Genomic DNA, 12,822 nt, shown 5'->3' on the forward strand with positions numbered 1-12,822 from the left:
GGCGCATCTCGTTGCGGCCCCTGTGATAGCCCGCGCGCCGCCCGTTCACAATGGGCAGCGCACGAGGGAAGCGCGGGCCAGATCTTAGGGCGCGATATCGGCGCCGAAATTCTGCGCCGGATCAAGCTCGGGCGCGCGATGGCCCGGTTGCGGCCCGAAATCGCCGGGTGCACGGGCGACAAACCGGCCATGCCCCGGCTCGACCATGAGCGTGCCGTTGTCGATCACCCGGGTGCCCCGGGTGAGCACCGTGGTCGGCCAGCCGGTCAGCTCGATCCCCTCGAAGGGCGTGTAATCCATATTGTCATGCTGATCCTCGACCGTCACCTTGCGGGTCTCTTTCGGGTCCCAGATGGCAATATCGGCATCCGCACCAATGGCCAGCGTGCCCTTGGTGGGCAGCATGCCATAGAGCCGCGCGGCATTGGTGCTCGACAGGGCGACAAACTGACTGGCCGAAATCCGGCCCTTGACCACCCCTTCCGAGAAAAGCAGCGGCAGGCGCAGCGCAATCCCCGGCATGCCATTGGCGATCTGTTTGAACGTGGCCTCAGGCCCGTTGGCGAGCTTGCCGGTCTCGTCAAAGCGATAGGGGGCGTGATCGGAGGAAAACACCGTGAAGGTGCCCGCCTCTAGATGACGCCAGAGCGCGGCCTGCGTGGCCTCGTCGCGCACCGGGGGCGAGCACATGAACTTGGCCCCCTCCATGCCGGGACGGTCCAGATCCTGCCGCGTCAGAAAGAGATATTGCGGGCAGGTTTCGGCATGGATCTTCGCCCCGTCGAGCCGCGCGCGGCTCACAAGATCCGCCCCTTCGCGGGTCGAGACATGCACGATCATCAGCGCCGCATCCGCCAGTTTGGCAAGGCTGATGGCGCGGTGAATGGCCTCTTCTTCGGCGAGCGCCGGGTGGCTCACCGCGTGATAGCGCGGCGCGGTCAGCCCCTTGTCCAAAAGGCGTTTCGACATCCATTTGATCATGCCATTGTTCTCGGCATGGACCATGGTCAGCGCGCCATGGGCCTTGGCCACGGTCAGGATGTCGAGAAACTGGCTGTCGTCGATATTCATCAGATCATAGGTCATGAAGACCTTGAACGAGGTGATGCCGCGCCGGAACGCCTCGGGCAATTCGCGGGTCAGCGCCTCTTCGCTCGGGTTCGCAACGATGAGGTGATAGCTATAGTCGATGACCGACGCGCCCTCGGCCCGGCTGTCATAAAGATCGAGCGTTTCCAGCACGCCCATATGGCGATGCTGCGCCGCGAAGGGCACGAAACAGGAGTTGCCGCCATAGGCCGCGCTGATCGAGCCGCTGCGATAATCATCCGCCGTCATGCCGCCGGTCGCGCTTTCTTGTGCGATATGGCAATGGGCCTCGATGCCGCCGGGCATCACCAGCTTGCCGGTGGCGTCAATCTCATCCGCCGCGCGGAGCCCTTCGCCCTGCGCCACGATACGCCCGTCGCGAATGCCGAGATCGCCCTTGTAGCTCTCGGAGGCGGTGACCAATGTGCCGTTCTTGATGACCAGATCGTAACTCATCTCCATCCTCCTCAGACCGATTTGATCGACCCGCCATCACAGCGGATCAGGCTTCCGGTGACATAGCTGGCCTGGGCACTTGCGAGAAAGGCCGCCACCGCGCCGAACTCTTCCACCTTACCATAGCGCCCCGCCGGGATCGCGGCCCGTGAGGCCTTGCGCACGGCGTCGATGTCCTGACCGGTGCGTTTGGCGGCGGCGGCGTCAAGCTCGTCCACCCGGTCGGTATGGATACGGCCCGGCAACAGCATGTTGACGGTGATCCCCTCGCCCGCGAGGTCATTCGACAGCGATTTCGACCAGCCCACCAGCGCGGAGCGCAGCGCGTTCGAGAGCCCAAGGTTGCGAATGGGTTGCAGCACACCGGACGAGCCCACGGTGATGATCCGGCCCCAGCCAGCCTCGCGCATATCGGGCAGAACCGCCTGGGTGATCTCGGCCAGCCGCAGCACCATCGTATCGAAATGCGTGGCAAGAAGCGCCGGATCGACATCCGCCATCCGGCCCGGCGGCGGCCCGCCCGTGTTGTTCACAAGAATGTCGATGCGGCCCAGCGCCGCCCGCGCCGCCGCGACGAGACCCGGCACCGCGCCCGCGTCATTGAGATCAAAGACATGGGTATGGGCCGTGCCCTTGCCGCGCGCGTTGATCGCCGCCGCATTCGCGGCAAGCGCCTGCGCGTTGCGCCCGGTGAGCAGGACATTCGCCCCTTCCTCGGCCAGCGCCTGCGCGATCCCAAGCCCAAGCCCGCGCGAGGATGACAACACCAGCGCGCCCTTGCCGCTCAATCCCAGATCCATCTCCATCTCCCTGCTGCCGGCGCCGCCCTGCGGCCCGGTGGTTTTCGCTTTGCCCCATGACTGGCAGTTTCGCGGCAGAGGTCAAGCCGTTGCCCCGCTGGTCAAAATTAGGGCAAGCCACCGGGGGTAACCATCGCGATACCGCGCCTAACGGGACGAATACCCAAGCAAAGTCAGATATTTAAGCGCTCAATTCGCCTTTGCATATCAATTAATCAAACACGTTTTTTGACCGCATTTATAAGATGTGCATATAGAAATATCGAAAGTTTAATAAGGCTGACGCCATTATTTCTATGACCAAACGGCGTGAAATTTATAGTTATGAGCTCAATCATAATGAATCACAGGGAAGTTCAACCATGCTTACGCGCCTCTTAGCGACTGCGGCCATCACGGCCGCGATGATCACCGGGCCAGCTCTCGCCAAGGACAGCTATACCGTTGCCCTCGACGGGACCTTTGCCCCCCATGCCATGCCCAAGCTCGACGGTGGGATCGAAGGCTTTAACGTCGATCTGGCCAATGAGATCGGCAAGCGTCTCGGCGCCGAGATGAATATCGTCGCCACGCAATTCTCGGGCATCCTGCCGGGGCTGCAGGCCGGCACCTATGATTTCGTCGTCGCCCCCACCACGATCACCGAGGAGCGCGCCAATAACCTGCTCTTCTCCGAAGGCTACCTGAACACCGACTTTCAATTCGTGGTCAAGGCCGGCACCCCTGAGATCACCGATCTCAAGGAGTTCAATGGCAAGGTCATCGCCGTGAACAAGGGCTCGGCCTATGACAGCTGGGCGCGCGAGCTGGCCGATGAAATCGGCTGGACCGTGGAAAGCTTTGGCAGCAACACCGACGCCGTCCAAGCCGTCATCTCGGGTCGCGCCTTTGCCAATGTCGCGGGCAACACCGTGTCGGCCTGGGCCGCCAAGAAGAACCCCAATATCGAGACCAGCTTTCTCTATTCCACCGGCAAGGTTTGGGGGATGCCCTTCCGCAAGGAAGACACCGAATTGCGCGACACGGTCGAAAACGTGATCGAATGCATGAAGATCGACGGCACGATTGCGGCCATGCATGAAAAATGGTTCGGCATGCCTCCCGCCGAAGGCTCGGTCGCCCTGACGCCGCTGCCCGGCCATGGCCAGCCCGGTTTCGACGGCTATGCCGAAGATGGGCACACCCCCGGCTGTTAACCTCTCTCTCCCCGAGACTTGGCTTCGCCGCCCTGTGCGGCGGAGCCCTTTTCCGCCCCGTTTCCGCCCCCTCCGAACACAGCCGAAAGACCTGCCCTCATGAACGCCCCCACGCAACGCCCCTCGCTCGAGGTTCGCGGCCTGCACAAGCATTTCGGAACTTTCCACGCGCTGAAGGGCGTCGATATCAGCGTCGAACATAGCGAGCTGGTCTTTGTGCTCGGGCCGTCCGGATCAGGCAAATCCACCATGCTGCGCTGCTGTAACCGGCTCGAAGAACCGGACGCGGGCGACATCTTTCTCGAAGGCGATCCGGTCACCGGCAAAGGCGTCGACCTCAACGCCATACGCCAGCGTATTGGCATGGTGTTTCAATCCTTCAACCTCTACCCGCATCTCTCGGCGCGCCGCAACGTGACGCTGGCCCTGCGCAAAGTGCTCGGCCAGTCGCGCGACGAGGCGGATGCCCGCGCCATGGCGGCGCTCGAACAGGTCGGCCTTGCGGATAAATCCGAAAACTTGCCCGCCGCCCTGTCCGGCGGTCAGCAACAGCGCGTCGCCATCGCCCGCGCCCTCGCGCTCGAACCGCAGGTGATGCTCTTTGACGAACCGACCTCGGCGCTCGACCCCGAGCTTGTGGGCGATGTGCTCGCCGTGATGCGCGAGTTGAAAGAGACCGGCATGACCATGCTGGTCGTGAGCCACGAGATGCAATTCGCCCGCGAGGCCGCCGACCGCGTCATCATCATGGATGACGGGCAGATCGTCGAACAGGGCAGCCCCGAGCGGATTTTCGAGAATCCGAACCACGCCCGCACGCGCAGCTTCCTGTCGCGCGTCACCGGGGGCGCCTGAGATGGAAACAGAGGCGCTCAGCGGGCTCGAACGCTTTGCCCAGACCTTTCTCAACTGGGAGGTGCTGGTCAAATACGCCCCGTCGATCCTTGCCGGGGTCGGGGTCACCGTCTGGCTGTCGGTGCTGATCATCCTCGTCGGCATGACGCTCGGCACGCTTCTTGCCTGCCTGCGGGCGTATCGCGTCGGACCGCTCTCCTTTCTCATCGTGGTCTTTGCCGATGTGTTCCGCGCCCTGCCGCCTCTGGTGGTGATCCTTCTGGTCTTTTTCGGCCTGCCCAATGCGGGTATTTACCTGTCGGCCTTCATGGTGCTCTTTGTGGTGCTGACGCTGATCCTCGCGGCCTTTGCCGAGGAAATCCTCTGGGCGGGCATCACCTCGGTCGACAAGGGCCAGTGGGAGGCCGCGCGCTCGACCGGGCTCGGGTTCACCCAGACGCTCGGCTATGTGGTCTTGCCGCAGGCGATGCGCCTTGCGATCCCGCCGCTCACCAACCGTGCCATCGCCATCACCAAGATGACCGCCCTTGGCACGGTGATCGGGGTGCCCGACATTCTCAATCAGGCCACCACAGCCCAGAGCTTTTCCGGCAACGCCTCGCCGCTCCTGCTGGCGGCGCTGGCCTATGTGCTGCTTTTCCTGCCCTTCGTGATCCTGTCGCGCTGGCTCGAACGGCGCTACTCGTGGAAAAAGGCGTGATCCGATGGACCAGTTGATCGAACAATTCTTCAATATCGAGATCATGATCGCCGCCTGGCCCACGATCCTGCGCGGGCTCTGGATGACGCTGGCGATCTGTGCCGTGGTCATTCCCATGGGGCTTTTGGGCGGGCTCTTTGCGGCGCTCGGGATGCTGAGCCAGAACCGCGCGCTGCGCTGGGCGACGGTGGGGTTTGTCGACTTTTTCCGCGCGATCCCGCCGCTCGTGCTGCTGATCTTTGTCTATTCCGGCCTGCCCTTTGCCGGGCTGCGCCTGTCGCCCTTTGCCGCAGTCGCCATCGCCTTCTTGCTCAACAACTCGGCCTATTACGGCGAGATCTTTCGCGCCGGCATCGGCTCGGTCGGCACGGGTCAGACCGAGGCGGCGCGCTCGACCGGGCTCGGCGCGTCCCAGACCATGGCCTATGTCGTGCTGCCGCAGGCGGTGCGCAACGTGCTGCCCGATCTCATCTCCAACACGATCGAAGTGGTCAAGCTCACCTCGCTCGCCTCTGTCGTGTCGCTGGCCGAGATGCTCTATGCCGCCGATATGGCGCGCTCGGTCACCTATAGCGCCTCTCCGCTCGTGCTCGCGGCAGGCATTTACCTCGTCATTTTGTGGCCCCTCGTCCGGCTTGTCAGCCGGTTCGAACGCCGCATCGCTCATTAGACCAGTTCAAGGAAGGAAACGCAGATGCGTGAGATTGTCATTGGCGGCGCCCAGATGGGCCCTATTCAGAAGGCCGACACGCGCGAGGAGGTGGTCGAACGGATGATCGCCCTGTTGCAGCAGGCCAAAGGGGCGGGCTGTGATCTCGTGGTGTTTCCCGAACTCTGCCTGACCACGTTTTTCCCGCGCTGGTACATGGAAGATCAGGCCGAGGTCGACCAATGGTTCGAACGCGAAATGCCCAATGCCGCCACCGCGCCGCTCTTTGCCGCCGCCCGCGAGGCGCAGGTTGCGATCTCCTTCGGCTATGCCGAGCTGACACCCGAGGGGCGGCATTTCAACACCTCGATCCTCACAGACCGCGACGGCAACATCGTCGGCAAATACCGCAAGACCCATCTGCCCGGACACTCCGAATTCGACCATGATCGCGCCTTTCAGCATCTTGAAAAGCGTTATTTTGAACCGGGCGACACCGGCTTTCAGGTGTGGCGCAACATGGATGCGATCATGGGCATGTGCATCTGCAACGACCGGCGCTGGCCCGAGACCTATCGCGTGATGGGGCTGCAAGGGGTCGAGCTGGTGATGCTTGGCTATAACACGCCCTCGGTCAATTCGCAGGATTCGGTCGAAGGGCTGGAAAAGCGGCTCTATCATTCGGAACTCTCGATGACTTCGGCGGCCTATCAAAACGCCACCTGGGTGGTCGGCGTGGCCAAGGCGGGCGACGAGGACGGTCATCCGCTCATGGGAGGCAGCATGATCGTCGATCCCAATGGCTACGTGATGGCCCGGGCCGAAACCGAGGGCGATGAATTGATCGTGCATGCCTGTGACATGGACGCCTGCAGCTTCGGCAAATCGACCATCTTTGATTTCGCGCGCCATCGCCGGATCGAACATTACGGGCTGATCTGCAGTCAGACCGGCGTCGTCTTGCCGGATTGAGCCCCTGACATGCTGGACATCGACCTTGGCAAGCTCGACCCGCGGGACCGCTACAAGCTCTTGTGCGGTGTGGTGATCCCGCGGCCCATTGCCTGGGTCACCACCTGCAATTCCGACGGGTCGACCAACCTCGCGCCCTTTTCATTCTTCAATGTTTTCGGCGCCGATCCGGCCACCGTGATCCTCGGGCTTGAACATCATGCGGATGGCACGCCCAAGGACACCACCCGCAACATCGAGCGCACGGGCGAGTTCGTGGTCCATATGCTGACTCCCGATCTCAACGCCGTGATGGTCGACAGCGCCGCCAGATACGCCCCGGGGGCGAGCGAGACCGAGGCGCTAGGCCTCGCCACGCAGCCCTCCAGAATGGTCGCTCCGCCCCGGCTTGCCCTTGCGCCCGTGGCGCTCGAATGTCGCAAGACCGTCGCTTTGTCGCTCAGCCCCGAGCGCTGCATTCTCGTCGGCGAGGCGCTGGCGATCAGCGCGCGTGACGGGCTCATCGATCTTGACACCTGCTATGTAAACTGGGGCGAGTCCCTGCCCACCGCGCGGCTCTTTGCCGACCGGTATGCGCGGCTCGTGGAAAGTGATCGCCTGACCATTCCGGCCCCTTTGGCCGAGAGCTCAACGAGGACAGAATGACCAATCGTTTCGACCGCCACGCCCAGGGCGTCTATATCATCGCCGCCACCCCCTTTGCCGAGGATGGCAGTCTCGATCTCGAGAGCACCGACCGGATGGTCGATTTCTATCTCGACTGCGGTGTCACGGGCATGACAATTCTCGGCATCATGGGCGAGGCCCCCAAGCTCTCGGGCGAGGAATCCGCCCAATTTGCAACCCGTGTGCTGGATCGCGTGGCGGGCCGCGTGCCGGTGATCGTGGGCGTGTCCGGGGCCGGGCTCGACCCGATGAAGGCGCTGACCGACCGAGTGATGGCGGCCGGTGCCGCGGGCGTCATGGTCGCCCCGATGCCGAGCCTGCAAACCGATGCCCAGCAGAAGAAATACTTCGCGCAGGTCTGTCAGACGCTCGGCCCCGATGTGCCGATCTGCCTGCAGGATTATCCGATGACCACCAAGGTCAATTTCTCGACCGAGACCCTGCTCGACATCTTCCGCGACAATCCGCAGATCATCATGCTCAAACACGAGGACTGGCCGGGGCTGAACAAGCTCGACCGGATGCGCGCCGAGACCGACACCGATCAGATCGACCGGATCTCGATCCTCGTCGGCAATGCGGCGCTCTTCTTGCCGCAGGAATTGCAACGCGGCGCCGATGGGGCGATGACCGGCTTTGCCTATCCCGAGATGCTGGTCGAAGTGGTGCGCCGGCATCAGGCCGGCGATGTGGACGGGGCCGAAGACCTCTTTGACGCCTATCTGCCCATGGTCCGCTACGAACAACAGCTCGGGCTCGGCCTCGCCATCCGCAAGGAAATCCTGCACCGGCGCGGCGTTCTCGCCTCGCCCAAGGTCCGCGCCCCCGGCCCCGTGATGAGCGCCGCCGACCATGCCGATCTCACCCGCCTCATGGCGCGGCTTGACCAAAAGCTCGCCGCGCTCGACACTTGACCCCGCGCCCCTCAGAAAGCCCAACCATGCCCGACACCCGCCCCGGCCCGATCCTCGTCATCAACCCGAACTCCAACACCCATGTGACCGACGGGCTCGTCGATGCGCTGGCCCCCTTTGCCACGCCGCACGGGCCCGAGATCGAATGCCTGACCCTCGCGGAAGGGCCGTTCGGCATCCAGAGCCAGATCGACAGCGACAGCGTGATCCTGCCGCTCACCCGGCTGGTGCAGTCGCGCCCCGATGCCTCGGCCCATGTCATCGCCTGCTATTCCGATCCCGGGCTCGACGCCTGCCGCTCGATCAGCCCGGTGCCGGTCTTTGGCATCCAGGACGCGGGCGTGCTCACCGCCATGGCGCGGGCCGATCTCTTTGGGGTGATCGCGGTGGCCGAGCCCTCCATCGCGCGGCACCGGCGGACCATGGCGCGGATGGGCGTTCTGGGGCGGCTGGTGGGCGAAATTGCCCTCAACATGAGCGTCGATGAAACGGCACGCGGCGCGGGCACCTTTGACCGGCTGGTCGAGACGGGCGGCGCGCTGCGCGACCGGGGCGCGGGCGCGATCCTGCTGGGCTGTGCCGGGATGGCGCGGCATCGCAAACCCCTCGAAGAGGCGCTGGGCGTCGTGGTGATCGACCCGGTGCAGGCGGCGACGGCCATGGCGCTTGGCACTGTATTGGCGGCCAATATATGAAGATTTCGCGCAAAAATGACCTGTCGCTTCGCCTGCTCGAGGTCTTTGGCGCGATGATGACCCATCAGACCACGGTGCAGGCGGCCGAGGATCTGGGGATTTCACAGCCTGCCGTGTCCCTGGCGATCCGGCAGCTCGAGGAACAGCTCGGGTTTCAGCTCTTCGAGCGGCGCAACCGGCGGCTTGTCCCGACACAGGAGGCGCGCATTCTCTTCACCGAGATCGAGCCGATTTTCCTCAACCTGCGCAGCCTCGAGACCCGCGTGCGCGACCTGCGCGAGGGCCGGTCAGGCGTGCTGCGGGTGCTTGCCACGCCGCCGCTTGGCCATTCGGTCATGCCGCTGGCGCTCAAGCGATTTCTCAAGACACGTCAAGGCGTTAGCGTTCAGTTCGACATCCGCCGGATGGAGAATGTGATCGAGGCGGTCGAGGCGGGCACGGTGGATTTCGCCTTTTTGCTGGGGATGCAATCGCATCCGGGCATTGATGTCACGGTGATGAAAGTGACGCCGATGGTGGCGCTTTTGGCCAAGGATCACCCGCTGGCGGCCAAGCCCTTTGTCACGGCGGGCGACTGCGCCGAGCATGGGCATATGGGGCTCGGGCTCGACCGGGGGTCGCGGCTCGGGGTGCTGCTGCGGCAGGCGTTCGAGGCGGCCAATGCGCCTTATCGTCCGGCGGTCGAGGTGCGTTACTGCCATTCAGCGGCGGTGCTCGCCAATGCCGGGTTGGGGATTGCCATCGTCGACAGCTATACCCCTGCAATGATTGCGAAAATGGACCTCGTCGTGAAACCGTTCACGCCGTCGATCCAGATGAATGCCTGCCTGTTGACGCGTAAGGACACGGTGCTGCCGCGGCTGGCGTCGGATTTCGTCAAGGAAGTGTCACAGGTGATGGACGAACATGAGAGCCAGCCCGCAGGCGTGCCGCTGCGCTAGACTGCCTCGGCCATCGCGCCAAGATAGCGCGCCAGATTGTCGCCCAGCGCGGGCTGCATATAGCCGCCTTCCTGGACGTTGAGCACCGGCAACCCGAGGCTGGCGATGGCGCGGGCGATCTCGGCGAACCCGTCGGTTGTGACCTTAAGCCCTTGAAAAGGATCGCCTTCATGGGCATCGAGCCCCAGTGCCACAACGATGACCGAGGCCCCGAACGCGTCGATATGGGCCAAGGCCCGGTCGAGCGTGGCGAGGTAGTCGGCATCGCCCTGACCGCGAGCCAGCGGCAGGTTGAGATTGAAGCCCGCGCCGCGGCCTTGGCCGGTCTCGCAGGCGGCGCCGGCGAAGAAGGGGTAGAACTGGGCGGGATCGACATGGAGAGAGACGGTCAGCACGTCGTCGCGGTCGTAGAAAATGCCTTGGGTGCCATTGCCGTGGTGGACGTCGATATCGAGGATCGCAGGGCGGTGACCGGCTTGGCGCAGCTGTTCGGCGGCGATGCCGGAATTGTTGAGAAAGCAAAAGCCGCCCGCCAGCTCGGCATAGGCGTGATGGCCCGAGGGACGGCAGAGCGCATAGGCGGTTTTATCCCCCGAAAGCAACGCTTTGGCCCCGGTCACAGCGGTCTGGGCGGACCAGTAGATCGCCTCCCAGGACTGGGCCGAGATCGGGCAGGAGGTGTCGGCATTGTGAAAGGCCATCAGGGCCTCGGTGTCATAGGAATAATTCATGCTGCGGTCCGGGCAGGTGCGGCTTGGCACGACCTCGGACAGATCGCCCACAAGGGCCGATCGACGGGCATGAATCGTTCGCAAAAAGTCGATATAGCGCGGCGTATGCAGCGCAGAAATCGGAGCGATTCCATGGTCTTGCGCCGGAGTGAGGGCACAGCCCGCCCGCGCCACACCATCGAGCAGAACATCGACACGCGCCGGGCGATCGGGGTTTTCGATGATCTTGCCATCGAGCAGGCGGAACTGCGGATCGTGGCGGCGTTGGCGGTCGTCGAAAATGGCTTTCATCGGGCTGTCCTGTCGTGTCGGTACTACGTCGGTATTTCGACGGTAACGCGACTGTGGCGATATTGGCGGCATTGGCAAGACCCGCAGCCCGAGTTTCAGGCAGTGCCCACCCCGGAAAACCGCATCATGTATTTTTTGTGTCGACTCAATTTCGACCATATGTATATTGGATACATCTGCCGCGCCCGGAGAAGGTGACGCGGACAGCCCAACAGAGGAGACGACCATGAACTTCACCCTGAAAACCCTTGCCGCCGCCGGTGCGCTGGCGCTGATCGGGTCGGCGTCGCTGGCCCAGGATGTGACCTGGCGCGTGCCGACCTCGGTTCCCGAAGGCTCGCCCTTCTATGTCAATTTCCTGGAACGCTTTGCCGACAACGTGACGCTGATGACCGATGGCGCGGTCGAGGTGCAGCCCTTTGGCGCCGGTATTCTCGTGCCCGCGCTGCAGGTCTATGACGGGGTCAAGGACGGCATCGTCGAGGCCGGCCATTCGACGCCGAGCTATCTGGTCAACCAGAACCCGGTCAACGCGATCTTTGCAGGCTTTCCCGGCGGCATGGGCCCCGAGGCCTATGTGACCTGGATCTATGAGGCGGGCGGTCAAGAGAAGCTGTCGGAGCTGCGCGCGCAAGAGGGGCTCAAATCGCTGATCGTCGGCATCGGCTCGTCCGAGATCATGGCGCATAGCAACAAGGAAATCCGCAGCACCGAGGACCTCAAGGGTCTCAAGTACCGGACCTCTGGCCCCTGGGCCGAAGTGATGCGCGACTATTTCGGCGCGGTGCCGACCGTGGTGCCCCCCGGAGAGATCTACACGCTGCTCGAGCGTCGCGGCGTCGATGCCATCGAATGGGCCCCGCCCTCGGCCAACCTGCCCGAAGGGTTCCACGAGGCGGCCCCCTATATCATCACGCCGGGCATCCATCAGCCCACCTTCCTGTGGGAAGTGGTTCTCAAGCAAGAGACCTGGGACGCGCTCGACGAGGCGCTCAAGCCCAAGATCGAAGCGGCGGCCGAGCTGACCACGCTGCAGGCTCTTCTCAACTTCTATGACAAGGACATGAAGGCGATGGAGACCTTTGCCGGGAGCAAGGCCGAGGTGATCGAGCTGGACCAATCGGTGCAGGACGAGCTCTCTGCTGCGGGTGTCGACTGGATCAAGAAGAAAGCCGCCGAAGATGCCGGTATGGCCGCCATTCTCGACGAATATCTCGCCTATAAGGATCGTTGGGCCGCGCAGAGCGGGTATCTGATCCGCAACGGCCACTGATCCAGCAAGGGAGGCATAGGGATGCAGATGATCCTCAAACTCGTCGACCGGATATCCAGCGTGCTGGATTATGCGGCACAGGCCATGGTGCTCATCCTGATTGCCTCGATGCTCTATGAAGTTGCGGCGCGCTATCTGTTTGGCGCGCCGACCCTCTGGGCCTTCGACATTGCCTATATGAGCACCGGCACGCTGTTCATTCTGGGCTGTGCCCAGACGCTGCGCGAAGATGCCCATGTGCGCGTCGATCTTTTGTCGTCGCGGATGCCGGCGCGGCTGCGCGACATGATCGACGGGGTGGCATTTTTGCTGGTGCTGGCGCCGATCATGGGCTGGCTCAGCAAGATCGCGGGCGAGCGGGCGCTGCGCGCCTATGTGCATGGCGAGGTCGAACATGTGAGCCCTTGGGCGCCGCTGATGTGGCCGTTCTACACGGTGCTGGCGCTGGGCATGGCGGGGCTGACGCTGCAGCTCGCGGCGGAAGGCTGGCGCGCCTTTGCGGGGCAGCGCAAACCGCCCGCCCCGCATGACGCGCCGCCGCTCGACCTGCCCAAATTCGACACCGCCACATCCCCCAAGTCCGAGGCCTGACCC

14 protein-coding genes are annotated in these 12,822 nt (G+C 63.6%); 11 read left to right on the forward strand and 3 right to left on the reverse strand.

Going from position 1 to position 12,822, the window contains the following annotated elements; translation table 11 throughout:
* Window positions 1–84: 84 nt before the first annotated feature.
* Together hydA and WA237_RS11120 are read right to left on the reverse strand one after the other, a co-directional pair.
* A complete protein-coding gene (gene hydA, locus WA237_RS11115; protein ID WP_336097733.1) occupies window positions 85–1,545 on the reverse strand; it encodes a dihydropyrimidinase in 1,461 nt (486 codons plus the stop codon).
* An 11-nt stretch (window positions 1,546–1,556) separates the two neighbouring features.
* Window positions 1,557–2,345 carry an SDR family oxidoreductase gene (locus WA237_RS11120; RefSeq protein WP_336097734.1) on the reverse strand — a complete coding sequence of 263 codons (789 nt, stop codon included), beginning with the start codon at window positions 2,343–2,345 and terminating at the stop codon, window positions 1,557–1,559.
* A 362-nt stretch (window positions 2,346–2,707) separates the two neighbouring features.
* Between WA237_RS11120 and WA237_RS11125 the strand changes: the two genes are divergently transcribed.
* The 9 genes from WA237_RS11125 (at window position 2,708) to WA237_RS11165 (ending at window position 9,933) form a co-directional block, all read left to right on the forward strand.
* Window positions 2,708–3,541, forward strand: coding sequence for a transporter substrate-binding domain-containing protein (locus tag WA237_RS11125; RefSeq protein WP_336097735.1), 834 nt, complete (start codon window positions 2,708–2,710; stop codon window positions 3,539–3,541).
* Window positions 3,542–3,640: 99 nt separating this feature from the next.
* Complete coding sequence (locus tag WA237_RS11130; protein WP_009814081.1) at window positions 3,641–4,396, forward strand: amino acid ABC transporter ATP-binding protein; 756 nt, start codon at window positions 3,641–3,643, stop codon at window positions 4,394–4,396.
* 1 nt (window position 4,397) lies between these two features.
* A complete protein-coding gene (locus WA237_RS11135) occupies window positions 4,398–5,096 on the forward strand; it encodes an amino acid ABC transporter permease (RefSeq protein ID WP_336097736.1) in 699 nt (232 codons plus the stop codon).
* A 4-nt stretch (window positions 5,097–5,100) separates the two neighbouring features.
* A complete protein-coding gene (locus WA237_RS11140) occupies window positions 5,101–5,766 on the forward strand; it encodes an amino acid ABC transporter permease (protein ID WP_009814079.1) in 666 nt (221 codons plus the stop codon).
* A gap of 24 nt (window positions 5,767–5,790) precedes the next feature.
* A complete protein-coding gene (locus WA237_RS11145; RefSeq protein WP_336097737.1) occupies window positions 5,791–6,717 on the forward strand; it encodes an N-carbamoyl-D-amino-acid hydrolase in 927 nt (308 codons plus the stop codon).
* 9 nt (window positions 6,718–6,726) lie between these two features.
* Window positions 6,727–7,362, forward strand: coding sequence for a flavin reductase family protein (locus WA237_RS11150; protein ID WP_336097739.1), 636 nt, complete (start codon window positions 6,727–6,729; stop codon window positions 7,360–7,362).
* Window positions 7,359–8,297 carry a dihydrodipicolinate synthase family protein gene (locus WA237_RS11155; protein WP_336097740.1) on the forward strand — a complete coding sequence of 313 codons (939 nt, stop codon included), beginning with the start codon at window positions 7,359–7,361 and terminating at the stop codon, window positions 8,295–8,297. Before WA237_RS11150 ends, WA237_RS11155 begins: the two co-directional genes overlap by 4 nt.
* Before the next feature lie 26 nt (window positions 8,298–8,323).
* Window positions 8,324–8,992, forward strand: a complete 669-nt coding sequence (locus WA237_RS11160) for an aspartate/glutamate racemase family protein (protein WP_336097741.1) — start codon at window positions 8,324–8,326, stop codon at window positions 8,990–8,992.
* Window positions 8,989–9,933, forward strand: a complete 945-nt coding sequence (locus WA237_RS11165) for a LysR family transcriptional regulator (protein ID WP_336097742.1) — start codon at window positions 8,989–8,991, stop codon at window positions 9,931–9,933. Before WA237_RS11160 ends, WA237_RS11165 begins: the two co-directional genes overlap by 4 nt.
* Here the strand turns inward: WA237_RS11165 and WA237_RS11170 are convergent.
* Entirely contained in the window at window positions 9,930–10,955 is a 1,026-nt protein-coding gene (locus WA237_RS11170) for a histone deacetylase family protein (RefSeq protein WP_336097743.1), read from the reverse strand. The two genes, WA237_RS11165 and WA237_RS11170, sit on opposite strands and share 4 nt — an antisense overlap.
* 226 nt (window positions 10,956–11,181) lie before the next feature.
* Between WA237_RS11170 and dctP the strand changes: the two genes are divergently transcribed.
* Both dctP and WA237_RS11180 read left to right on the forward strand, forming a co-directional pair.
* Window positions 11,182–12,228: a TRAP transporter substrate-binding protein DctP gene (gene dctP / locus WA237_RS11175; RefSeq protein WP_009814072.1), complete on the forward strand. Its 1,047-nt coding sequence runs from the start codon at window positions 11,182–11,184 to the stop codon at window positions 12,226–12,228.
* 21 nt (window positions 12,229–12,249) lie between these two features.
* Window positions 12,250–12,819 carry a TRAP transporter small permease subunit gene (locus WA237_RS11180; protein WP_336097744.1) on the forward strand — a complete coding sequence of 190 codons (570 nt, stop codon included), beginning with the start codon at window positions 12,250–12,252 and terminating at the stop codon, window positions 12,817–12,819.
* Window positions 12,820–12,822 lie beyond the last annotated feature (3 nt).

This window comes from Roseovarius sp. CH_XMU1461 (assembly GCF_037027165.1).
Lineage (GTDB): Bacteria > Pseudomonadota > Alphaproteobacteria > Rhodobacterales > Rhodobacteraceae > Roseovarius > Roseovarius nubinhibens.

Coding starts and splice junctions, on each gene's coding strand:
- WA237_RS11140 (WP_009814079.1), top strand. CDS start 5,101: ATGGACCAGTTGATCGAACAATTCTTCAATATCGAGATCATGATCGCC.
- dctP (WP_009814072.1), top strand. CDS start 11,182: ATGAACTTCACCCTGAAAACCCTTGCCGCCGCCGGTGCGCTGGCGCTG.
- WA237_RS11145 (WP_336097737.1), top strand. CDS start 5,791: ATGCGTGAGATTGTCATTGGCGGCGCCCAGATGGGCCCTATTCAGAAG.
- WA237_RS11170 (WP_336097743.1), bottom strand. CDS start 10,955: ATGAAAGCCATTTTCGACGACCGCCAACGCCGCCACGATCCGCAGTTC.
- WA237_RS11130 (WP_009814081.1), top strand. CDS start 3,641: ATGAACGCCCCCACGCAACGCCCCTCGCTCGAGGTTCGCGGCCTGCAC.
- WA237_RS11180 (WP_336097744.1), top strand. CDS start 12,250: ATGCAGATGATCCTCAAACTCGTCGACCGGATATCCAGCGTGCTGGAT.
- WA237_RS11155 (WP_336097740.1), top strand. CDS start 7,359: ATGACCAATCGTTTCGACCGCCACGCCCAGGGCGTCTATATCATCGCC.
- WA237_RS11165 (WP_336097742.1), top strand. CDS start 8,989: ATGAAGATTTCGCGCAAAAATGACCTGTCGCTTCGCCTGCTCGAGGTC.
- hydA (WP_336097733.1), bottom strand. CDS start 1,545: ATGAGTTACGATCTGGTCATCAAGAACGGCACATTGGTCACCGCCTCC.
- WA237_RS11125 (WP_336097735.1), top strand. CDS start 2,708: ATGCTTACGCGCCTCTTAGCGACTGCGGCCATCACGGCCGCGATGATC.
- WA237_RS11150 (WP_336097739.1), top strand. CDS start 6,727: ATGCTGGACATCGACCTTGGCAAGCTCGACCCGCGGGACCGCTACAAG.
- WA237_RS11160 (WP_336097741.1), top strand. CDS start 8,324: ATGCCCGACACCCGCCCCGGCCCGATCCTCGTCATCAACCCGAACTCC.
- WA237_RS11135 (WP_336097736.1), top strand. CDS start 4,398: ATGGAAACAGAGGCGCTCAGCGGGCTCGAACGCTTTGCCCAGACCTTT.
- WA237_RS11120 (WP_336097734.1), bottom strand. CDS start 2,345: ATGGATCTGGGATTGAGCGGCAAGGGCGCGCTGGTGTTGTCATCCTCG.